Source organism: Stenotrophomonas sp. STEN031, from assembly GCF_056759975.1.
Window position 1 is genome coordinate 101,336 of the sequence record NZ_JBRREA010000010.1, and the last position, 20,995, is coordinate 122,330.

The 20,995-nt window shown below is 63.4% G+C and carries 21 protein-coding genes; 12 read left to right on the forward strand and 9 right to left on the reverse strand.

Annotation, left to right across the window (positions count from 1 at the left end):
* The first annotated feature begins 17 nt into the window (after positions 1-17).
* The 3 genes from ACVOLQ_RS07025 (at position 18) to ACVOLQ_RS07035 (ending at position 3,968) form a co-directional block, all read left to right on the forward strand.
* On the forward strand, positions 18-1,376 hold the full coding sequence (locus ACVOLQ_RS07025) for an MBL fold metallo-hydrolase RNA specificity domain-containing protein (RefSeq protein WP_020307801.1): 1,359 nt from the start codon (positions 18-20) through the stop codon (positions 1,374-1,376).
* Positions 1,373-2,890 (forward strand): thymidine phosphorylase family protein, encoded by a 1,518-nt coding sequence (locus ACVOLQ_RS07030; RefSeq protein WP_020307800.1) that lies wholly within the window; start codon positions 1,373-1,375, stop codon positions 2,888-2,890. Before ACVOLQ_RS07025 ends, ACVOLQ_RS07030 begins: the two co-directional genes overlap by 4 nt.
* Before the next feature lie 187 nt (positions 2,891-3,077).
* Positions 3,078-3,968: a LysR family transcriptional regulator gene (locus ACVOLQ_RS07035; protein WP_003050005.1), complete on the forward strand. Its 891-nt coding sequence runs from the start codon at positions 3,078-3,080 to the stop codon at positions 3,966-3,968.
* Positions 3,969-3,986: 18 nt separating this feature from the next.
* Here ACVOLQ_RS07035 and ACVOLQ_RS07040 read toward each other — a convergent pair whose 3' ends face one another.
* Positions 3,987-4,280: a helix-turn-helix domain-containing protein gene (locus tag ACVOLQ_RS07040; RefSeq protein ID WP_003050003.1), complete on the reverse strand. Its 294-nt coding sequence runs from the start codon at positions 4,278-4,280 to the stop codon at positions 3,987-3,989.
* Positions 4,281-4,386: 106 nt separating this feature from the next.
* Here ACVOLQ_RS07040 and ACVOLQ_RS07045 point away from each other — a divergent pair, with 106 nt between their 5' ends.
* A complete protein-coding gene (locus tag ACVOLQ_RS07045) occupies positions 4,387-5,034 on the forward strand; it encodes a substrate-binding domain-containing protein (protein ID WP_020307796.1) in 648 nt (215 codons plus the stop codon).
* Between the two features lie 83 nt (positions 5,035-5,117).
* On the opposite strand, the gene ACVOLQ_RS07050 is transcribed toward ACVOLQ_RS07045, so the two are convergent.
* From ACVOLQ_RS07050 to ACVOLQ_RS07080, 7 genes are all read right to left on the reverse strand, one after another.
* Positions 5,118-6,398: a tyrosine-type recombinase/integrase gene (locus ACVOLQ_RS07050; protein ID WP_003060765.1), complete on the reverse strand. Its 1,281-nt coding sequence runs from the start codon at positions 6,396-6,398 to the stop codon at positions 5,118-5,120.
* A gap of 329 nt (positions 6,399-6,727) precedes the next feature.
* On the reverse strand, positions 6,728-7,375 hold the full coding sequence (locus ACVOLQ_RS07055) for an SIMPL domain-containing protein (protein ID WP_481527507.1): 648 nt from the start codon (positions 7,373-7,375) through the stop codon (positions 6,728-6,730).
* A gap of 77 nt (positions 7,376-7,452) precedes the next feature.
* Entirely contained in the window at positions 7,453-8,943 is a 1,491-nt protein-coding gene (trpE, locus tag ACVOLQ_RS07060; protein ID WP_481527508.1) for an anthranilate synthase component I, read from the reverse strand.
* Between the two features lie 185 nt (positions 8,944-9,128).
* The gene (gene yegS / locus ACVOLQ_RS07065) at positions 9,129-10,058 is read right to left on the reverse strand and encodes a lipid kinase YegS (protein ID WP_481527509.1); all 930 of its coding nucleotides are present in this window, start codon (positions 10,056-10,058) and stop codon (positions 9,129-9,131) included.
* 322 nt (positions 10,059-10,380) lie between these two features.
* Complete coding sequence (locus ACVOLQ_RS07070) at positions 10,381-10,872, reverse strand: N-acetyltransferase family protein (protein WP_481527510.1); 492 nt, start codon at positions 10,870-10,872, stop codon at positions 10,381-10,383.
* A 3-nt stretch (positions 10,873-10,875) separates the two neighbouring features.
* Positions 10,876-11,550 carry a ribulose-phosphate 3-epimerase gene (gene rpe / locus ACVOLQ_RS07075; RefSeq protein WP_481514323.1) on the reverse strand — a complete coding sequence of 225 codons (675 nt, stop codon included), beginning with the start codon at positions 11,548-11,550 and terminating at the stop codon, positions 10,876-10,878.
* Positions 11,551-11,561: 11 nt separating this feature from the next.
* Positions 11,562-11,891 (reverse strand): J domain-containing protein, encoded by a 330-nt coding sequence (locus ACVOLQ_RS07080; protein ID WP_312370834.1) that lies wholly within the window; start codon positions 11,889-11,891, stop codon positions 11,562-11,564.
* 165 nt (positions 11,892-12,056) lie between these two features.
* Here ACVOLQ_RS07080 and ACVOLQ_RS07085 point away from each other — a divergent pair, with 165 nt between their 5' ends.
* A complete protein-coding gene (locus tag ACVOLQ_RS07085; protein WP_057626444.1) occupies positions 12,057-12,983 on the forward strand; it encodes a phosphoribosylaminoimidazolesuccinocarboxamide synthase in 927 nt (308 codons plus the stop codon).
* 96 nt (positions 12,984-13,079) lie between these two features.
* Positions 13,080-13,553, forward strand: coding sequence for an Mpo1 family 2-hydroxy fatty acid dioxygenase (locus tag ACVOLQ_RS07090; protein ID WP_293705843.1), 474 nt, complete (start codon positions 13,080-13,082; stop codon positions 13,551-13,553).
* A gap of 92 nt (positions 13,554-13,645) precedes the next feature.
* Here the strand turns inward: ACVOLQ_RS07090 and ACVOLQ_RS07095 are convergent, their stop codons facing one another.
* Entirely contained in the window at positions 13,646-14,554 is a 909-nt protein-coding gene (locus ACVOLQ_RS07095) for an NAD-dependent epimerase/dehydratase family protein (protein WP_481527511.1), read from the reverse strand.
* Between the two features lie 518 nt (positions 14,555-15,072).
* Here ACVOLQ_RS07095 and ACVOLQ_RS07100 point away from each other — a divergent pair.
* The 6 genes from ACVOLQ_RS07100 to ACVOLQ_RS07125 are packed head-to-tail and all read left to right on the forward strand — an operon-like array spanning position 15,073 to position 20,923.
* A complete protein-coding gene (locus tag ACVOLQ_RS07100) occupies positions 15,073-17,901 on the forward strand; it encodes a monovalent cation/H+ antiporter subunit A (protein WP_481527512.1) in 2,829 nt (942 codons plus the stop codon).
* Positions 17,901-18,281 (forward strand): Na+/H+ antiporter subunit C, encoded by a 381-nt coding sequence (locus ACVOLQ_RS07105; protein WP_313170900.1) that lies wholly within the window; start codon positions 17,901-17,903, stop codon positions 18,279-18,281. Before ACVOLQ_RS07100 ends, ACVOLQ_RS07105 begins: the two co-directional genes overlap by 1 nt.
* Positions 18,278-19,822, forward strand: coding sequence for a monovalent cation/H+ antiporter subunit D (locus ACVOLQ_RS07110; protein WP_481527513.1), 1,545 nt, complete (start codon positions 18,278-18,280; stop codon positions 19,820-19,822). The genes ACVOLQ_RS07105 and ACVOLQ_RS07110 overlap by 4 nt, the downstream gene beginning before the upstream one ends.
* Positions 19,819-20,325 (forward strand): Na+/H+ antiporter subunit E, encoded by a 507-nt coding sequence (locus tag ACVOLQ_RS07115; protein WP_313170903.1) that lies wholly within the window; start codon positions 19,819-19,821, stop codon positions 20,323-20,325. Before ACVOLQ_RS07110 ends, ACVOLQ_RS07115 begins: the two co-directional genes overlap by 4 nt.
* A gap of 38 nt (positions 20,326-20,363) precedes the next feature.
* Positions 20,364-20,606: a K+/H+ antiporter subunit F gene (locus ACVOLQ_RS07120; protein ID WP_313171338.1), complete on the forward strand. Its 243-nt coding sequence runs from the start codon at positions 20,364-20,366 to the stop codon at positions 20,604-20,606.
* Positions 20,603-20,923, forward strand: a complete 321-nt coding sequence (locus ACVOLQ_RS07125; RefSeq protein ID WP_405051648.1) for a Na+/H+ antiporter subunit G — start codon at positions 20,603-20,605, stop codon at positions 20,921-20,923. Before ACVOLQ_RS07120 ends, ACVOLQ_RS07125 begins: the two co-directional genes overlap by 4 nt.
* Positions 20,924-20,995 lie beyond the last annotated feature (72 nt).

Consider the following 20,995-nt stretch of genomic DNA (forward strand, 5'->3'; position numbering starts at 1 on the left):
AGCGAGGAGACAACTTCATGCTCTCACTGACCAGCCTGGGCGGTGCCGGTACCGTCACCGGCTCCAAACACCTGATCACATATGGCAGTACCCGCATCCTGATCGACTGCGGACTTTTCCAAGGACTGAAGAACCTGCGCGAGCTGAACTGGCAGCATCTTGTCGTTGAGTCCAAGGACATCGATGCGGTTGTACTGACGCACGCGCACCTGGATCATTGTGGATATCTCCCCCGATTGGTGCTGAACGGGTTCCGCGGGAAGATTTTCTCGACGCCAGCCACACGGGACGTCGCCGAACTCATCCTGCTCGACAGTGCTTGGTTGCAGGAGAAGGATGCCGAGTTCGCCAACCGGAAGGGATTTTCCAAGCACAAGCCAGCCCTTGCCCTGTATCGGGTCCGAGATGCCGAACGCACGCTCTTGCAGTTCAAGCCCGTGCCACTGCATCAGGAGACGGTATTGCCGGGCGGTGCACGCCTGGTTCTACGCAGGGCCGGCCACATTCTTGGAGCGGCGACGGCGCAGATCGACATCGGCGGCAAGCGTTTGGTGTTCTCCGGCGACCTGGGCCGCTATGACGATGCGGTCATGCCTGATCCTGAACCCGTCACGGAAGCGGACTACATCATCATCGAGTCCACCTATGGCAATCGTCATCATGACCGTTCCGATGCCGTCGAAGCGCTAGGCGACATCATCGAGCGTACGACTCGCCGCGGAGGCACCGTAGTGATTCCCGCTTTTGCCGTAGGACGCGCGCAGTCGTTGATCTATGACCTATGGCTGTTGCGACAGCGCGGTCGGCTCCGCAACGTGCCCGTCTATCTGGACAGTCCCATGGCCACCAGCGCAACTGCGCTGCTGCACCGCCATGCCGACGACCACAAGCTCGCTCAACACGATTTCGAGACGGCATTCTCAGAAGTCACATACGTGCGCGACGTTGAAGAGTCCAAGGCGCTATCGGCGAATCGATACCCCAAGGTGATTATTTCCGCCAGCGGCATGGCCACCGGCGGCCGCGTGCTGCATCACATAGAAGCGTTTGGCGGTAGCCATCAGAACACGCTGCTGTTCTCTGGATTCCAAGCAGCAGGTACGCGCGGGCGCAAGCTGCTTGAGGGCGCTCGCGAAGTCAAGATCCATGGACGCTGGATGCCGATCAAGGCAGAGGTCGCCGAGCTTGCGATGTTGTCGGCTCATGCCGACAGCGATGAGCTGATGCGATGGCTGCGCGGCTTTACCAAGGCGCCGGAAAGAGTGTTCATTGTTCACGGTGAATCTGATGCCTCTGAGGCGCTGCGCGAACGTATCCAGCGCGAACTCAATTGGCACGCATCGGTGCCCATGCAAAACCAGGAGTTCGCCCTGTGAGTGCCCGCATCACGCCCCAGACACCCGCCTTGCAAGCATTGCGCATGCGACTGCATGCCCAGCATCAACCCGTCGTCTTGATGCGTACCGATTGCCATGTCTGCCGTGCCGAAGGGCTGGCACCGCGGTCACAGGTACTGATCATTGCCGGCGACCGCACTGTGCAAGCGCTACTGTACCAAATCGACAGCGATCTGCTCAAAACCGGACAGATCGCTCTGTCCGAGGCCGCCTGGGATGCCCTGGACATTCATGAGGGCGATCTTGTGCAGGTTCGGCATCCTCCGCTGCTCGAATCGTTGTCGGCCGTGCGTGCGCGAATTCACGGCCACCGACTGCAAACGACGGAGTTGCAGGCGATCGTCCGTGATGTGGTCGATGGTCGCTATACCGATGTCGCACTTTCGGCCTTCCTGACCGCAACGGCGGTACTGCCTCTGGATATGCAAGAGACCATCCATCTCACCCGTGCGATGGTCGATGTCGGGGATCACCTGCAATGGCAGGCTCCGATTGTTGTGGACAAGCATTGCGTGGGCGGATTACCGGGAAATCGCACCACGCCGTTGGTGGTTGCCATCGCCGCAGCCAATGGATTGGTGATGCCCAAGACCTCATCACGCGCCATCACCTCTCCCGCTGGCACCGCGGACACCATGGAAACGCTGGCTCCTGTAGACCTGGACCTGGATACGCTCAGAAAGGTCGTGGAGAAAGAGGGTGGATGCGTGGCGTGGGGCGGCGCGATGCACCTCAGCCCCGCGGACGACATCTTCGTGCGTATTGAGCGTGAACTGGATATCGACACGCAAGGACAACTGATTGCCTCGGTGTTATCCAAGAAGATTGCAGCAGGGGCGACCCACATCGTGATCGATATTCCGGTTGGGCCAACCGCAAAAGTCCGCAGCCGGGAAACTGCCGAGCATCTTGCGCATCACCTTTCGGAAGTCGCCGCGTCATTTGGCCTTGTATTGCGTTGCCTGTTTACAGACGGGAATCAGCCTGTCGGCAGAGGTATCGGCCCGGCGTTGGAGGCGCGCGACGTGTTGGCCGTATTGCGCAACGAGGCGGATGCGCCGCAAGACCTATGTGACCGCGTGGCGTTGGTGGCGGGCGCGGTGCTTGAGCTTGGCGGCGTCGCCAAAGAAGGGGAGGGACTTCGGTTGGCTCATGAGACGATCAGCAGTGGCCGCGCGTGGGAAAAATTTCAGAGAATCTGCGCGGCTCAGGGGGGATTTCGTGAGCCGCCCCAAGCTCTCTATGTCGAACCGCTTTTGGCAACCACTTCAGGCCGAGCAGTACACATCGACAACCGTAAGCTTTCTCGTTTAGCCAAATTGGCCGGTGCGCCTGAGAGTCCAGCCGCAGGGATTCAATTGCAGGTGCGCTTAGGTGACGAGATAACACGCGGACAACCATTGATGTTTTTGCATGCGCAAACCTCTGGAGAGATGGCCTATGCACTCGCATACGTACAAGGCATTGGGGACATTGTAAAGATTGAACCTTAGCGCCGTGGATAAACAGGGCTCTTGAATGCTCGGTCAAACACAGCCCGGCCTCTCGTTTGGAAAAGTTGAACGCCTACATCTCATGCTCAAGAACATATGAAAAAACATCGCTTAAAAGAAGTTTTCAACCTGCATCGCGTGGAGCAAACAGAAGGAGGTCGTCAGCGCCTGAATAGGAACATTGCTCATGGAACTGCGGCACCTGCGTTGCTTTATCGTTTTGGCCGAAGAACTTCATTTCACACGGGCGGCTGAGCGTCTTCACATTGAGCAACCTCCTCTGTCCCGCGCCATCAAGGAGCTTGAGGACGAGTTAGGCGCTGTGCTCTTCGACCGGGACCGCCGGGGCACCCGACTGACCGCTGCGGGTGCCGTGTTCCTGCAGGACACTCGCCGGCTATTCACCGTCCTGGAGCAGGCCCGCGAGAACGTCAAGGCTGTCGCGGCGGGCTTGCGAGGCAGCCTGCGCATCGCCGTATCCGACGGCGCGCTCGATCCCCGGCTGTCGGCGTTTCTAGCCCGTTGCCGTGCCGAAGAACCCGAGATCGAGATACGGATGTCCGAAGTGCCTTTGGCCGAGCAGTTGCGCGGCCTGCGCTCGGGCGACTTCTGCATCGGATTCGCTCATACCGCCGACGTCGGTGATGGCATCGTCGCCGAACCTATCTGGCAGGACCCGCTGGTGGTCGCCTTGCCAGCCCGGCACGCACTGCTCGTCCACAAGGAGGTTCCACTCCATGAACTCCGGGGGCATCCTCTTGTCCTGTGCGATCCCCAGGTGTGCGAAGGCTACTGCCGCGAGTTGGCGCGCCTCCTGCAGACCCAGGAACACAAACTGAATGTCGTTGAGGAGGTTTCCTCGCTGGACATGATGCTCACCTTGGTCGGTGCCGGCTACGGCGTGGGCTTCATGACGGCGACCAAGATTCCGGTCAGCCAGCGACCGGACGTGGTGATCCGTCCATTGGCGCTGGATACAGCCGTGATCACCACCTACCTGCTTCGACTCGAAAGCAGCAACTCATCGGCTTCGCTGGTGCGATTTATCGACCGCCTCCGGGACCCTTCGAGCGACTGACGCAACGGACCGCACCACTTAAGATTGGGCATCGGCACGAAGATTGCGTTCCGTTGCACTCATCAGCTCTGCCGCACTTATGCTGAGGGCAGCGGAGATTTTCAGTATCAATGCGAGCGTGGGCATGTGCTCCCCACGCTCGATCTTGCCCATATGCGAGCGAGCTATACCAGCCATGGACGCGAATTCATCCTGAGCGACTCCCTGCGCCAAGCGGGCAGCACGCACCGCTTGGCCGAAGGCCAGTGCCGGCTCGGCTTCATAGGTGGTTGTGCCAGGGGGGCGGCCCGGTTGAACGCTGCGCTTCTGCATCACCAGAAGCGTCGATCAATCGACCGAATTTAACCACGTTAAAGATATCTCTTTTGGCTATCATGGTGGCTCGCCTTTTTGATCCGATCGCTTTGTGGGGGCTCTCATGCACGACGCCACCAGCCAGTTTTCCTTTTCCAATTTCAGGCTTGCCATAGCGCCTGGCGTACCGTCATCGCATCTTTCGGCATTGCTTGCGTTGCAGCGTGCGGAAGAGCCGGAAGTCACCATTTCGTTTCATGAGGTCACAGCCGATGATTTGATTGCGGGACTTCGGGAAGGCCGCTACGACGCGGGCATGACGCTTGAAGGATCGAGCGATCCGTCGCTGAAAAGCCAACCTCTATGGACCGAGAACATGGCCGTCGCCATGCCGTTGCGCTTTCCCTTACTTGACCAGGCGAAGCTCACGATCGCCGAACTGTTGGACTACTCCGTCTTTCGCTGGCCTGCAGAGAATTGCCCTTTGCTGGATCAGCGGCTGCCTTCTCTTCCCGCGGTGAGTCAACAGAACATTCAGCGTGTCTCTTCCTTCGAGATGATCGCGCTATGGGTCGCTGCCGGCTACGGCGTCGGGGTATCCGCGCAATCGCGCATTGAGCATGCGCAGGGATGGGGCATTCACACACGGCCGCTGTCTGACGGACCCTACGAGATCGTGACCCACCTGCAGCGGCCCTGCGGACAAGCCGACGTTGTTTCAGAGCGGTTCGAGCGCAGAGCACTGCAGGTCGCCAAGAATGCTCCAACCTAGTCGAGTGCCAATGTCCTCGTTCTGCGTCTTCAGTTCAAGGTGCTACACGTGCATTAGGCATTCCACTCGCCAAGCAGCAGACATCACTCGCGCTCTATGACACGGAGCAGCGCCGTTCTACGCTTCGACATGGGGCCAAACGCCTTCGTGACCCCTTCAACGGGTTTCCCTGCCTGCAATGAGTCAAGGATGTCAGCCCAGTCCTGCATGATTACCTTGCGGGACTCCACAAACTTCGTGTGATCGTAGGGCGCGCGCGATGAGTCCTTGCTCTTTTTGGAATGAGCGAGTTGAAGATCGACCCGCTTCTCCGGATATCCCAACAGTCCAAGGATCGTCGTTGCGGTCGAGCGGAAGCCATGGGACGAAAACCGTCCGCCATAACCCATGCGCTTGAGTGCTTGATTGAGCGTCGTTGCCGACATCACTTGTCCCGGCTTTCTGTAGCTCGGGAACAATACTTTGCCGCCGCCAGTTAGAGCATGTAGTTCCCTAAGAGCGGCCACCGCCTGCCGTGACAGGGGAACCAGATGGGGGCGTCGCATCTTCATGCGCTCGGACGGAATCGACCACATGGCGTTGTCCAGGTCGAACTCTTCCCAGGAGGCCTTGCGCAGTTCTACGGTGCGCACGTAGGTCAAAGCCATCAGCTTGAGGGCGAGGACTGTCGTCTGGTAACCCCCTTCGTTGTCCACACGATTGAGAAAGTCCGGGATCTCTGCCCATGTCAACGGAGGGTTGTGGCGGACCTGAGGGCGCTTGACCAGTCCCTTGAGCAAGGCGGCAGGATCGTATTCGCAGAGACCTTGGGCAGCCGCATAACTGAAGATTTGCCCACACCACTGGCGGATGAGGATCGCCACAGTCTTCGCGCCACGAGCCGCCACATCCTTGATGATGGGGCGCAGATGTGGAGCCCTGATGCTGCTGATCGGCAACTTGCCAATCCGGGGGAAAACATCCTTCTCAAGGTAGCTGGTGACCTGGTTGGTGTAGTACTCGCTCCAGTGAGCATTGCTGACGATCCACTCCCGAGCAACGGTCTCGAACGTGCGTTCGTATGTGTCGGCCTGGAGGGCGATCGCCGCCTTTTTCTCCACGATGGGGTCGAGGCCCTTCTTGACCAACGCCTTTGCCCGGTCCCGTTCCGCACGGGCTGCCTCCAGCGTGACCTTTGGGTACACCCCGATTGAGTACACCTGTTCAGCGCCGCCCAGCCGGTAGCGGTACCACCAGAGCTTGGAGCCGTTGGGCTGAACGCGCAAAAAGAGGCTGCCTCCGTCCCGGAGTTGGTACACCTTGGGCCTGGGCTGCGCCGTTTCCACTTTGCGCGCCGAGAGAAGATTGAGTGCTGTGAGTGCCATGTGTATAACGCCTCCAGTTTGGCCCGTTACACACTCCATTACACACATGAGCACTGGATTTGTCCAGCTTTCAGAATCGCTCGATGGACGATCAACCCTTTAAAAACATAGACTTAGAGTTGTTCCATGGAGGTTGATAGACGCCAGTAGACCTCAATCGTAGTTATCGATCATCAACAGCATGGGAAAGGACTCATTGGGCGATCAGGAAGACCGCGTAGACGTTTTCGGAAAGAGTGATGCTGCCGGCTTCAAGCGATTCGGCAAAGCCAGCGGATGCGGGCGCACCGACACCCTGCCTACCAGGGGGAGCCATGGACGCCCGTCGGCTACCGCCCCCCCCTACTCCCATTCTCGCCAGGCCAAGTGCCAGCCTGAATGCCATAGGCAAAGTTCGGAGCGACTTCGGAGATGGTGTACAGCCCACCCAAACGTACCCCGTAGGAGTCAGCTAGATTCTTGGCCGTATCCCGGGTCTGCTGAGCAGCCTGGCGTTTCAATTCGACGCGGACGCCGGCCTCATCCTTGAAGCTGGTGGTGATCCCCGAAACCTGCAGCTCTTCACTGGTCGTCAAGCTACCAAGCAGGCGGCGCACCTCCTCCAATGAACCGAACTCGGCCGACAACGAGCGCTCAACCTTGCTTCCGGTAAATACCTGCACGTTGTTCTGGTACTTGTACTCCGGAGTGATGCTCAGCGCCGACGCCTGCACGCTGTCAGGCAATGCTTTTTGGGCCTTGAAGGCAGCCAGTACCTGCGCCGCATTGGCTTGCGCGCGTTCGCGGGCAACGGCGGGGGCCTTGTCTATCGAACGCAGGGTGACTTTGATACCGAACTGATCCGGCACAACTTCCCGCTGCGCCTGCCCCTTCACCAGTAGATGCGGCTGCGATGGGAGGCTGTTGACCTGCGCCATGGCGGCCAATGGAACCAGCGACAACAGCAGAACCAAAGCACGCGGCAGTATCCGTTGCATCAACCTATCTCCTTGGTGAAATCGAACATCGCCTCGAACCTGCAAGGCACGGCAATCAGCAGCCGGCACGAAGCGCATCACAGCCCCTTCGCCGCCTGCGCCACCGCACGGAACAGCGCGCGACCCTTGTTCATGGTTTCCTGCCATTCGGCATCGGGATCGGAGTCATAGACCACGCCGCCGCCGGCCTGCACGTACAGGTAACCGTCCTGGATCACCGCGGTGCGGATGGCAATGGCGGTATCGGCATCGCCGTTCCAGCCGATGTAGCCGACCGCGCCGGAATAGACATTGCGCTTGACCGGCTCCAGCTCGCGGATGATCTCCAGCGCGCGGATCTTCGGTGCGCCGCTGACGGTGCCGGCCGGGAAGGTTGCGCGCATCACGTCGCTATAGCTCAGGCCGGCCCTCAAGGTGCCGGTGACTTCGCTGACGATGTGCATGACGTGGCTGTAGCGCTCGATCACGAACTGCTCGCCCACCTTGACCGTGCCCGGTTCGGCGACGCGGCCCACGTCATTGCGGCCCAGGTCGATCAGCATCACGTGCTCGGCGCGCTCCTTGGGATCGGCCAGCAGCTCGACCTCCAAGGCCTTGTCCAGCTCCGGCGTGGCGCCGCGCGGGCGGGTGCCGGCGATCGGGCGCACGGTGACGATGCCATCGCGCAGCCGCGCCAGGATCTCCGGCGAGGAGCCGACCACCTGGGTGCCGCCAACATCGATGAAATACATGTACGGCGACGGATTCAACGCGCGCAGCGCGCGGTAGACATCGATCGGCCGCGCACGGAACGGCACGCGCAGGCGCTGGCTCGGCACCACCTGGAAGATATCGCCGGCACGCACGTATTCCTGCGCCTTGCGCACCACTGCGTGGTATTCCTCGCGGGTAAACGAGGACTGGAAATCCTGCTCGTCGATGGCGTCGGACACCTGCGACTGCGGGTAACCGGCACCGCCCTGACGCAGGCGGTGGGCCAGCTCATCGAGGCGGCGATTTGCGCGCGCCCAGGCCTGTGGCTGCGCCGGGTCGGCGTGCACGATCAGGTACAGGCGGCCCTTGAGGTTGTCGAACACCGCCAGCTCTTCGGACAGCATCAGCAGGATGTCGGGCGTGCCCAGCTCATCAGGCTTTTCGCCCGCGCCCAGGTGCGGCTCGATGTACTGGATGCACTCGAAACCGAACCAGCCAACCAGGCCACCGGTGAAGCCCGGCAGGCCGTCCAGCTGCGGCACCGAATACTGCTTGCGCAGCACTTCCACCTCGGCCAGCGGGTCGGCCACCTCGCGGCGCTCCACCACTTCGCCCAGCTCGCTGACTTCCAGCGTATGGCTGCGGAAGCTGTAGATGCGGCGTGCCGGCAGGCCGATGATGGAATAGCGCCCGAAGCGTTCGCCGCCTTCGACCGATTCGAACAGATAGGTATAGGGGCCGTCGGCGAGTTTCAGGTAGACCGAAAGCGGCGTGTCCAGGTCGGACAGCACTTCACGGACGACGGGGACAAAATTATGCGGGTGTGCGCTGTGGCCTTCAGCGGCCAGCTGCTGGAACTGCTCTTGCGTGATCAAGACGGCTTTCCTTCCGGGAATCGACGGTGGCGGTACGGACGACGGCAACGGGCCACCATCGCCACCAGCGGCGAGCGGAAGAAAGGGAACGCTTGGTCGTCAGAATGGGCACCGGGCCACTCTACCGCAAGATTGGGGCCCGGTGTGCATCCGCAGCATGGGGATTTGCTTGCAGCAGCAACGATTCAGCTGCCCAGCAGGGCTGTTGCGGCCGGCAGATGCATGCGTACCCGCCCGGCCACGCACTGGATATGGAAGCGTCGGGCCTGCAGCGGTTCACCGTCCAGGTTCAGGGTGAGCGGCTGCTCGGCCTCGATCCACAGCTCGCGCAGCCGTGCACGTTCAGCCACCTGCTCCAGCGCCGCATGCTTGCCTTCGCTGAACAAGGTGCCGAGGGTGGTCATCAGTTCGCCGGACAGCTCCGGAATGATGGTCAGGTCCAGCAACCCGTCATCCAACAGCGCATCGGGGCATAGCTGCTGGCCGCCTCCGGCCTGGCGGCCATTGCCGATACCAAGTGCGATGAAACCGCCCTGCCATTCGAAATCCTCGCCACGGATGCGTGCCTGGATCGGCTCGATCCGCCCGAGCTTGCTGATCCCGGTGATCACGTAAGCCAGGCCACCGAGCATCTTCTTCAGGCCTTCATGGGTTTCCACCGTCACTTCGGTGCCAAAGCCGCCGCTGGCCAGGTTGGCACACCAGTGCACCTTGCCATCACCCTCGACACGCAGCAGGTCGATGGCACGCGCCTGCGTATGTGCTGGCAGCTGCAATGCCGCCAACGGTTCGAGCGGAATGCCGGCAGCGGTGGCGAAGTCGTTGGCGGTGCCCAATGGCAGCAAGGCCAAGGCCGGCAATCGCGAGGCATCCTGCCCCGTGTGCGCCAGCGCCTCGGCGACTTCGCTCAAGGTGCCGTCGCCGCCGCCTGCAATCAGCAGCTGCGCCTGCGCGGCGATGGCTTCGCGCACATAGCGTTCGGCGTCGCCGGCTTCCCAGGTCACCCGCACCTGCAGACCCTGCCCTTTTTCCCGCATCTGCGCCACTGCATCGCGCACAGCATCGTCGCCAGCGGATTTGCCATTGAGGATCAGGTACCAGGGCGCTGCTTGCATGCGGATCTCCAGGGAAGGCGCGCAGCCTAGCAAGGGGATTGCTGCAGGCGGGTGAATGTCACTGTGTTGTCACAGCGCATCCGGAGAATGAAAGGCCATAGCAAGGACGATGGATGGAGGCAGGATCAGCCTCCGATGATTCCCCGGCCGCAACGGCAACGTTGCGGCTTTTTTTCGCTTCACCGGTAGAGCCGAGCCATGCTCGGCTGGGGCATTACCGGGGAATTCCAAAGATCACAGGTGAAGCCTTTGCCGAGCATGGCTCGGCACTACCTTGGCATTGTCGGTGAAGCCCCTGCCGAGCATGGCTCGGCACTACGGTTCAGCCGCCTTTGGCGAATTTCTGCAACGCTTCACCCTGCAGGCGGTAGACCGTCCACTCGTCCTGCGCTACTGCACCGGCAGCCTTGTAGAAGTCGATGGCCGGGGTGTTCCAGTCCAGCACCGACCACTCGAAACGACCGCAGCCCTGCGCCACTGCCAGCCTGGCAATGTGCTGCAGCAGGGCCTTGCCGGCCCCGCTGCCGCGCGCATCGGGGCTTACGTACAGGTCTTCCAGGTAGATGCCGTTGCGACCCAACCAGGTCGAATAGTTGTAGAAAAACACGGCGTAGCCAATCGCCTGACCACCGCGTTCGCAGATCAGGGCCTGTGCCTTGGCATCGGCAGCAAACAGGCTGGCACGAATGCCAGCCTCGTCGGTCTGCACCGAGGATTCGGCTTTCTCGTAAATGGCCAGCTCGCGGATGAAGTGCAGGATCAGGCCTGCGTCATCGGCGATGGCCGGACGAATCTGCACTTCCGCCGCGCCCATCACTCAGCCTCGCGCCGCGGCGACATTGCCGCGCATCTTGCTGATCATCTCGGCGTAGTTGGGCGCGTTGAAAATGGCCGAACCGGCAACGAAGGCGTCGGCACCGGCAGCAGCGATCTCACCGATGTTGTCGGCCTTTACGCCGCCGTCCACTTCCAGCATCACCGGTTTGCCGAGCTTGTCGATCATCGCGCGCACTGCGCGCAGCTTGTCCAGCGTCGACGGGATGAAGGCCTGACCACCGAAGCCCGGGTTGACCGACATCAGCAGCACCAGGTCCAGGTCTTCCAACACCCAGTCCAGCACTTCGACCGGCGTTGCCGGGTTCAGCACCAGACCGGCCTTGCAGCCATGCGACTTGATCAGCTGGATGGTGCGGTGGACGTGGCGGCTGGCTTCCGGGTGGAAGCTGATGATGCTGGCACCGGCCTCGGCGAAGTCCGGCACGATGCGGTCCACCGGCTCGACCATCAGGTGCACGTCGATGGGCGCGGTGACGCCGTGCTTGCGCAGCGCCTGGCAAACCATCGGGCCGATGGTCAGGTTGGGCACGTAATGGTTGTCCATCACGTCGAAATGGACCCAGTCGGCACCGGCGGCCAACACGTTGTCGACCTCCTCGCCGAGCTTGGCGAAATTGGCCGAGAGAATGGACGGGGCGATGATGCAGTTGGACATGACGGAGCCTTTCAGCGCTTGCGCAGGGTTTTGATGCGGTCGTAGGCGGCGTTGATCTGCCGGGCCTTCTTTTCAGCCTGGGCGCGCAGCTCGGGGGCGGCGCCGGCAACTTTGTCGGGGTGGTACTGGGACATCAGGCGGCGGTAGGCCAGGTCGATCTCGGCGTCGGTGGCGTCGCGGGGCACCCCCAGTTCACGGTACGGCAGGTCCTTGCCCAGCTTGAACCAGTCGCTATCGAAGGCATGCCCCAGCAACAGGCCAATTATCCCGCCAAACAAGGGGTTGGGCCTGAAAAGCAGGGCCCCGGCAATGAAACCGAACAGTTTTCCGTACCAGCGCATGGGTGGGCGAATGGCCTGAGGACAATCAAGACGTGCATTTTATGCCACAGCGGCCCAATCCCGCCGTACACTAGGCCGCCCGCCGACCAGCCGCGGGCCCTGCGGGTCCTCCAGACCCGGGTCCTCCACGCCGGCGGCATTCATTGCCAAGTCCCAGGAGTGCCCGTGCCGACCACGCTGTTGCAATCCGATCTTCCCGGCCTGCCCTTGCGCCATCGCGGCAAGGTGCGTGATGTGTTTGATATCCCGCGCGAACGTCTGCCAGCCGGAACACCCCCGGGCGAATACCTGTTGATGGTTGCCACCGACCGCCTGTCGGCATTCGACGTGGTGCTGCCCGACCCGATCCCGGGCAAGGGCGAGATGCTGTGCCAGGTGTCCAACTTCTGGTTCGCCAAGACCGCGCACCTGATGCCCAATCACCTGACCGGCATCGACGTGGCCAGCGTGCTGCCCGAAGGCGTGGACCCGGCGCTGTACGCCAAGCGTGCGGTGGTGACCAAGAAGCTCAAGCCGGTACCGGTGGAAGCCATTGCCCGCGGCTACGTGATCGGCAGCGGCTGGAAGGACTACCAGCGCACCGGCAAGATCAGCGGCATCGCCCTGCCCGACGGCCTGCAGCAGGCCGAAAAGCTGCCCGAGGCCATCTTCACCCCGTCGACCAAGGCGGCAGTGGGCGACCACGACGAGAACATCGACTTCGACGCGATGGTCAAGGCGGTTGGCGCCGACATGGCCGAGAAGGTGCGTGACGCGACCCTGCGCATCTACAAGTTCGCCGCCGAATACGCGGCCGAGCGCGGCATCCTGCTGGCCGACACCAAGTTCGAGTTCGGTACCGATGCCGATGGCCGTCTGTACATCATGGACGAGATGCTGACCCCGGACTCCTCGCGTTACTGGCCGGCCGACGAATACCAGGTGGGCATCAGCCCGCCCAGCTACGACAAGCAGTTCGTGCGCGACTATCTGGAAACGCTGGACTGGGACAAGACCGCGCCGGGCCCCGCCCTGCCGGCCGAGGTGATCGAACGCACCCGCGCCAAGTACGCCGAAGCGCTGGACAAGCTGGCCGGCATCAGCGTCGACTGATTCCTGCAGTACCGGTCACGGATGCGCACGGCCACCGTGCGCATCCGTAGGGAAGCCGCGCTATGCTCTGCCAGTCAACCCGGGAGGGAACGTGGAATGAGTATTGCGCGACCGGTGGATCGTTATTTCGCCAGCTACTCCGGCGATCACGTCAACCACACCAACCAGGCCATCCACGTCATCGCGGTGCCCGCGATCCTGTGGTCAGTCATCGCCCTGCTGTGGTGCATCCCGCCGCTCGTGCCGTGGTTCCAGCATGGCATCTGGGCGGCGTTCGCCATGTTTGGCACCTGGGCCTATTACAACCGGCTGTCGCGCCCGCTGGGCATCGGCATGCTGATCATCTTCTTCGTGTTCGGCTGCATCTGCCGGCTGCTGGAAGACCGGCTCGGCATCCAGATGCTGCTGTACATCGCCATCGGTGTGTTCGTGGTGGCATGGATAGCGCAGTTCATCGGCCACAAGATCGAAGGCCGCCGGCCGAGTTTCCTCACCGACCTGACCTACCTGCTGATCGGCCCGATCTGGGTGCTGGCCAAGCTGTTCCGGCAGTTCGGCTGGCGTTACTGAGTGCGGCGGATACATCCGCCGCGCTGTCTCTTTCCTGACCCGCCACCTCTTTCCTGACCCGCTACCCGGGAACACGCATCCCTGCGATCAGGCTATGCCTGTGCTGATGCTGGCGTCGCAATGAACATCGCCGCCTCGGCCACGAAGGCGCGCGGCGCATAGCCGAAATCGCGGCGTGCCGGTTCGATATCGAATGCCAGCGGCTCGGTCATCCGCGCCAGCGCGGCGGCATTCATGCCCTGCAGGCGCCCGCCGGCATGCGCAAGCCGCAAGGCCAGCTTGAACAGCGGTGTGGGCAGGCGCAGCAAACGCGGCCGCGAGGGCAGACAGGCCAGCGTCCGTCGCACCATCTCGGCATAGCCCAGCACTTCGCCACCGCCCAAGGCATAGGCCTGGCCTGAAGTGGATGGATGCGGCAGTACTTGCATTGCCGCGTCAGCCAGATCCTGCACATGCACCGGCTGGCGCAGGCCATTGGCATTGGCGGGCAATGCAAAGAAACCGGTACGCGTGGCCAGCGCCGCGATCTTGGTGAGGGTCTTGTCGCTGGCGGCACCGTAGACCAGGGTTGGCCGCAGCACCGTCGCCGCCACGTTCCGCGCTGCGGCGCTGTCAAACAGCAGGCGTTCGGCTTCGCGCAGACGCCGCGCGACATCGCGCTCGGCCGGCTCGGACGAGTCCTGTTTCACGTCCACGCTGGTCGAGCCAAATGCCACCACACGCGGTGCAGCAATGGCCGAGGCGGCATACCAACGCGCGAAATGATCCAGCGGGCCGCAGCTGAAAACCGCGTCCATGGGTTGATCTGCCAGATTCGTGCTGGACAGATCGCCGAGCTGCCACGCCACCCCGGGCATGGGCTCACGCGCCTGCCGGGTCACCGCTGTTACCTGCCAGCCCGCCGCAACCAGGTTCGCCAACAGACGCTTGCCGATCTGACCACTGCCGCCAAATACCAGCGCGCGGCGTTGGTCCGCGACACTGCGAATATCGTTCTCCATGCGATGAAGGATAGGCGAAGCACCCCTGATTCCGAAGCAGGAACCGGGGTTGAGCATCGCCCTGTGGGAGCGGCATTTGCCCCCTCCCTTTGCCGTAGGCAAGGGGAGGGCTGGGGAGGGGTGCTTCGGATTTGCGCTATTGCTATTGCAACAGCATTGGTTTCGCCAGCTTCGCGGCTCACGCCGCTCCTACAAAGTGCCGGACTACGCGCCACCAAGGTAGCCCGGTTGGCGCAGCGCATCCGGGCTACCGATGTTGCTGAAGCCCTTGGCATTTGCGCAACCTGATGATCCACCGGCTTCGCGGCTCACGCCGCTCCTACAAACGGCCAGGCGGCTGCACCGCATCGGATGGCGCCCAGACAACCCGACGCGACGCACCGCTTTCACGTTTTCGGGCCGGAGCCACTGGCAGCACTGGCTCCGGCGATCTAACCCGAACGGATCATTCAGAAAAAGTCGCGGATCGAAAAAATCGCCTGTTAGACTGCAAAACCCCTTTCTGAACCGCGCCCTACATGACGCCAGTCCTGTTGCTGCTGCTTGCGCTGCCCTTTCTGCTGGCAGCGGCCATCGCCCTGATTGGCCGCCTGTCACGTGGCGCAGCCGCATGCCTGGCGGGCGCGGCACCAGTACTGGGCCTGGCGCTGCTCGGCAGCGTCACCCCCGCCGTGCTCGATGGCGAGATCGTCCGCAACAGCTGGCAGTGGCTGCCGCAGATCGGCCTGGACTTCAGCCTGCGCCTGGATGGCCTGGCGTGGATGTTCACCGGGCTGGTGCTCGGCATCGGCGCGCTGGTGGTGCTGTATGCGCACTACTACCTGTCGGCACAGGACAGCGCGCGCCGCTTCTACAGCTACCTGCTGCTGTTCATGGGCGCGATGCTGGGCATGGTGCTGGCCGGCAACCTGCTGTTGCTGATGGTGTTCTGGGAACTGACCAGCATCAGCTCGTTCCTGCTGATCGGCTTCTGGTCGCACCGCAAGGACGCCCGCGAGGGCGCGCGGATGGCCTTGATCGTCACCGGCGGTGGCGGCCTGGCGCTGCTGGCCGGCGTGCTGCTGATCGGCCGCATCGTCGGCAGCTTCGACCTGGACGTGGTGCTGGCCTCGGGCGCGCTGATCCGCAGCAGCGCCTTGTACCCGTGGGCACTGCTGCTGGTGCTGGCCGGCATCTTCACCAAGAGCGCGCAGTTCCCGTTCCACTTCTGGCTACCGCAGGCGATGGCCGCGCCGACCCCGGTGTCGGCCTACCTGCACTCGGCAACGATGGTGAAGGCCGGCGTGTTCCTGCTGGCGCGCCTGCACCCGGCGCTGGCCGGCAGCGAGCTGTTCTTCTATGTGGTCAGTGGCATTGGTGCGCTCACCCTGTTGATCGGCGCCTGGAATGCGATCTTCCAGCATGATCTCAAAGGCCTGCTGGCCTATTCGACGATCTCGCACCTGGGCCTGATCACCCTGCTGTTCGGCCTGTCCACGCCGATGGCGGTGGTGGCCGGCGTATTCCACATCCTCAACCACGCCACCTTCAAGGCCTCGCTGTTCATGGCCGCCGGCATCATCGACCACGAGACCGGCACCCGCGACATGCGCCGCCTCGGCGGCCTGCGCCGCTTGATGCCGATCACCAGCGCACTGGCCATCGTCGCCTCGCTGGCGATGGCCGGCATCCCGCTGCTCAACGGCTTCCTGTCCAAGGAAATGCTGTTCGCCGAGGCCCTGGCCACCCAGGGCCCGGACTGGATGCGTTCGGCGATCAGCGTCGCCGCGCTGCTGGCCGGCGTCCTCGGCGTGGCCTACAGCCTGCGCTTCGTCCATGACACCTTCTTCGGCAAGGGCCCGGTCGACATCGACGTGGTGCCGCATGAGCCGCCGCGCTGGATGAAGGTGCCGGTGGAAGTGCTGGTGGTGATCTGCCTGGCCGTCGGCATCGCCCCGGCGCTGACCATCGCGCCGGTGCTGCACACCGCGGCCGCATCCATCCTCGGCGCCTCGATGCCGCAGTACAGCCTGTCGGTCTGGCATGGCTTCAACCTGCCACTGGTGATGAGCGCGATCGGCGTGGTGGGCGGTATTGCCCTGTATTTCGGCCTGCGTCGCTTCACCGACCTGTATGCCGCGCGCAACCGCCCCACCGGCAAACACCTGTTCCATCGCGGTTTGGACGCCTTGTTCGGCTTCGCCCACGCCGTCACCGCCGCACTGGCCAATGGCAGCCTGCAGCGCATGCTGTTCGCGCTGGTACTGGTGGCCGTGATCGTTGCCGCCGCGCCTTACATCGCCAATCCGGTGATGCCGGTATGGCCGGCCCCGCAGTCCATGCCCTTGCTGGGCTGGACACTGTGGCTGGTGATGCTGGCCTGCGCGTTTGCCGGACTGTTCCTGTACCAGCAACGCTTGCTGGCGGTGATCGTGATGGGCGGCACCGGCCTGATGGTGGCGCTGACCTTCGTGTTCCTGTCGGCCCCCGACCTGGCCCTGACCCAGCTGATGGTGGAGATGGTGACGCTGGCGCTGATGCTGCTGGGCATGAACTACCTGCCCGCACAGTCGCCGCCGGAGCACGCACGCTGGCGCAAGCGTCGTGATGCGCTGATCGCCATCATCGCCGGCGGCGGCATCGCCGCGCTGGCCTACTCGCTGATGACCTTGCCGCCCAACACCATGGCCGGGGAGATGCTGCTGCGTTCGCTGCCCGAGGCCTATGGCCACAACGTGGTCAACGTGATCCTGGTCGACTTCCGCGGCTTCGATACCTTTGGCGAAATCACCGTGTTCGGCATCGCCGCGCTGGTGGTGCACGCCATGCTGCGGCGTACGCGGATGGCACCGGAGCAGATCATGCCGGGGCCGCCGATCAAGCTGCCGGTGCCGGCCGACCTGGCCCAGATCATGTTCCCGCTGACATTGACGGTATCGATCTTCCTGTTCCTGCGCGGCCACAACGCGCCGGGCGGTGGCTTCGTCGCCGGCCTGGTGCTGGCGGTGCCGCTGCTGATCCAGTACGTGATCCAGGGCACGGTGTCGGTGGAGTCGCGCTTCGGCTTCGACTACATCCGCTGCATCGGCCTGGGCCTGTTGATCGCCCTGCTCAGCGGCGCGGCGTCGATGCTGTTCGGCGTGCCGTTCCTGACCAGTGGTCACCTGGACCTGCACCTGCCGCTGATCGGCGAGGTGCCATTGGCCAGCGCCATTGGCTTTGATACTGGCGTCTACCTGGTGGTGTTTGGCGGGGTGATGCTGATCCTGTCGATGATGGGCACCATCAAGCCCTCGCGCACCCGCAATGCCCGCAACGGCGAAATCGATATCCACCGCCGTTCGGCACGCACCGGGGAGATGCACTGATGGAACTGGCACTGGCAAGCGCCATCGGCGTACTGGCCGGCATCGGCATCTACCTGCTGCTGCGTGCGCGCAGCTTCGATGTGATCCTGGGCATGACCTTCCTGTCCTACGCCACCAACCTGCTGATCTTCAGTGCCGGGCGGCCGGTCACCGGCAAGGCGCCGGTGCTCAAGGACGGCGTGGCCACCAGCCTGGTGCATTACACCGACCCATTGCCGCAGGCGCTGGTACTGACTGCGATCGTGATTGCCTTCGCGATGACCGCGGTGAGCATCGTGCTGGCGATGCGCAGCCGCAGCGACAACCACAGCGACCATGTGGACGCGCATGAACCCGAGCTGCCGGCAGCCGATGCCGCCAAGGCGGAGGGCGGCGCATGAACCACCTGGTGATCCTGCCGATCCTGATCCCGCTGTTGGGCGCCGCGCTGTCGCTGTTCATCGAGCACCGCCGCTATGGCCCCAAGGTGCAGCGCACGGTGGCTTGGGCCAGCATGGCCGCGCTGGCGGTGGCGGTGGCGCTGTTGATCGTACAGACCAGCCAGGGCCAGATCTCGGCCTACCTGCTCGGCGACTGGCCGGCACGGTTGGGCATCGCGCTGGTCGCTGACGGCCTGGCCGGCTGGATGCTGGGCACCACCCTGCTGCTGGCCATCGCCTGCCTGCTGTATGCCTGCACCGGCTGGGACCGGCGCGCACCGCACTTCCATGCGCTGTTCCAGTTCCAGCTGGTTGGCCTCAACGGTGCCTTCCTGACCGGCGACATCTTCAATCTGTTTGTGTTCTTCGAGGTGATGCTGATCGCCTCCTACGGCCTGCTGCTGTCCGGCGGGCGTGGCCTGCGCATGCGCATCGGCCTGCATTACGTGGTGTTCAACGTCACCGCTTCGACCCTGTTCCTGATCGCGCTGGGCATGCTCTACGCCACCCTGGGCTCGCTCAACATGGCCGAGATCGGCCAGCGCATCGCCGAGCTGCCGCCCTCGCACCTGAAGCTGGCCAAGGCCGCGCTGGGCCTGCTGTTGCTGGTGTTCTGCTCCAAGGCCGCGCTGCTGCCGATGTACCTGTGGCTGCCGGAATCCTATGCACGCGCGCCAGCGGCAGTCGCCGCACTGTTCGTGATCATGACCAAGGTCGGCCTGTATTCGGTGCTGCGGGTGAGCTCGCTGTGGTTCGATGCCGATGCAGGGGCGATGAGCGGCTACGGCAGCGATTGGCTGTTGTGGGCCGGCATCGCGACCCTGGTGGTTGGCGCGCTGGGCGCGCTGGCGGCCACCCGCATGAGTGTGCTGGTGGCCTACCTGGTGGTGGTGTCGGCGGCGACGCTGTTCATCGCCTTCGCGCTGGGCAATGCCGGTACGATCTCGGCCGGCCTGTATTACCTGCCGCACAGCACCTTCGCCGCCGCCGCGCTGTTCCTGATCGCCGACCTGATGCGACGCCGTCGCCAGCAGGCCGACCGCCGCCGCGAGCATGAACTCACCGTACTGCCGGGCAAGACCGTACCGGGCCTGTTGTTCCTGGTCGGCGCGGTGGCCGTTGCCGGCCTGCCGCCGCTGGCCGGCTTCCTGGCCAAGGCCGCGCTGCTCTCGGCCGTACCCGATGCGCATACCGCGGTGGTCTGGAGCGCGGTGCTGGGCAGCAGCCTGCTTGTCATCATGGGCCTGGCGCGTACCGGCATCCGCCTGTTCTGGCACGTGCCCGGTGACGATGACAGTGCCCCTCCACCGGAGCCGGACGAAGCCCCGGCACGTCCGTTCGAAACCGCCGCCACCTGCCTGCTGCTCGGCTATGTGGTGCTGATGACGGTGTTCGCCGGGCCGCTGATGCGCCAGACCGACGCCATCGCCGCACAACTGCTGGCGCCGGATCAGTATCTGCAGGACGTCCGCGGCACCACGCCGCAGGTGAGGCAGCCATGAGCGAGCGTCGCCCCCTGCTGCGCCGGATCTTCCCCTCGCCGGCCCTGTCGATCACCGTCGTCGCCTTCTGGCTGGTGATGTCCGACAGCTTCGACCTTGGCCAGTTGGTGCTGGGCACGCTGCTGGGCATCGTGATCCCGCTGTTCGCCGCGCGCCTGGACCGCGAGTTCGCCCGCCTCGGCTCGCTGCGGCCCATCCCCAAGCTGCTGGCGGTGGTGCTGTGGGACATCCTGGTGTCCAACCTGCGCGTGGCCGCGCAGGTGCTGGGCCCGGAGCACAAGCTCAAGCCCGGTTTCATCTGGGTGCCGCTGGACATCGCCAACATCCATGGCATCGCCGCGCTGACCAGCTTCATCACCCTGACCCCGGGCACGGTGTCGGCAGCCCTGTCCGAGGACCGCCGCCACCTGCTGGTGCACGTGCTGCACCTTGAGGACCCCACCGCCCTGATCAACGAGATCAAGAGCCGCTACGAAGCGCCGCTGATGGAGATCTTCCCGTGAACGGTTACCAGATATTCGAAACCACCCTGGTGGTGTGCATGCACATCGTCGGTATCGCCATGCTGCTGGCGCTGTGGCGGCTGCTGCGCGGCCCGACCGTGCCGGATCGCATCCTGGCACTGGACACCTTGTCGGTCACCGCCATCGCCGAGCTGATGCTGTTCGGCATGTACCTGGACTCGGCCATCTACTTCGAGGCCGCACTGATCATCGCCATGCTCGGCTTCTGCAGCACGGTGGTGCTGAGCAAGTTCGTGCTGCGCAGGGATATCGTCGAATGATCACCTTTCTGCAGATCGCGCTGTCGGCGCTGCTGGCCTTCGGCTGCTTCTTCATCCTGGTCGGTGCACTCGGCCTGGTGCGCTTCTCCGATTTCTTCAAACGCCTGCACGCACCGACCAAGGCCAGCACGCTGGGCGTGGGTTGCGTCTTGGTGTGCTCGGTGGCGTACCACATCTTCCTCGGCCAGGACCCGCAGCCACGCGAGCTGCTGATCACCGTGTTCCTGTTCATCACTGCCCCGATCAGCGCCCACCTGATGGCCAAGGCCGCGCTGTCGCTGATGATGGAAAGCCGGCCGGAGCCGCCGAAGGAATAGTGCCGGGCACAAGCTCCACCGGTAGTGCCGAGCCATGCTCGGCATGAAGCCTGCGCGGTAATGCCTCTGCCG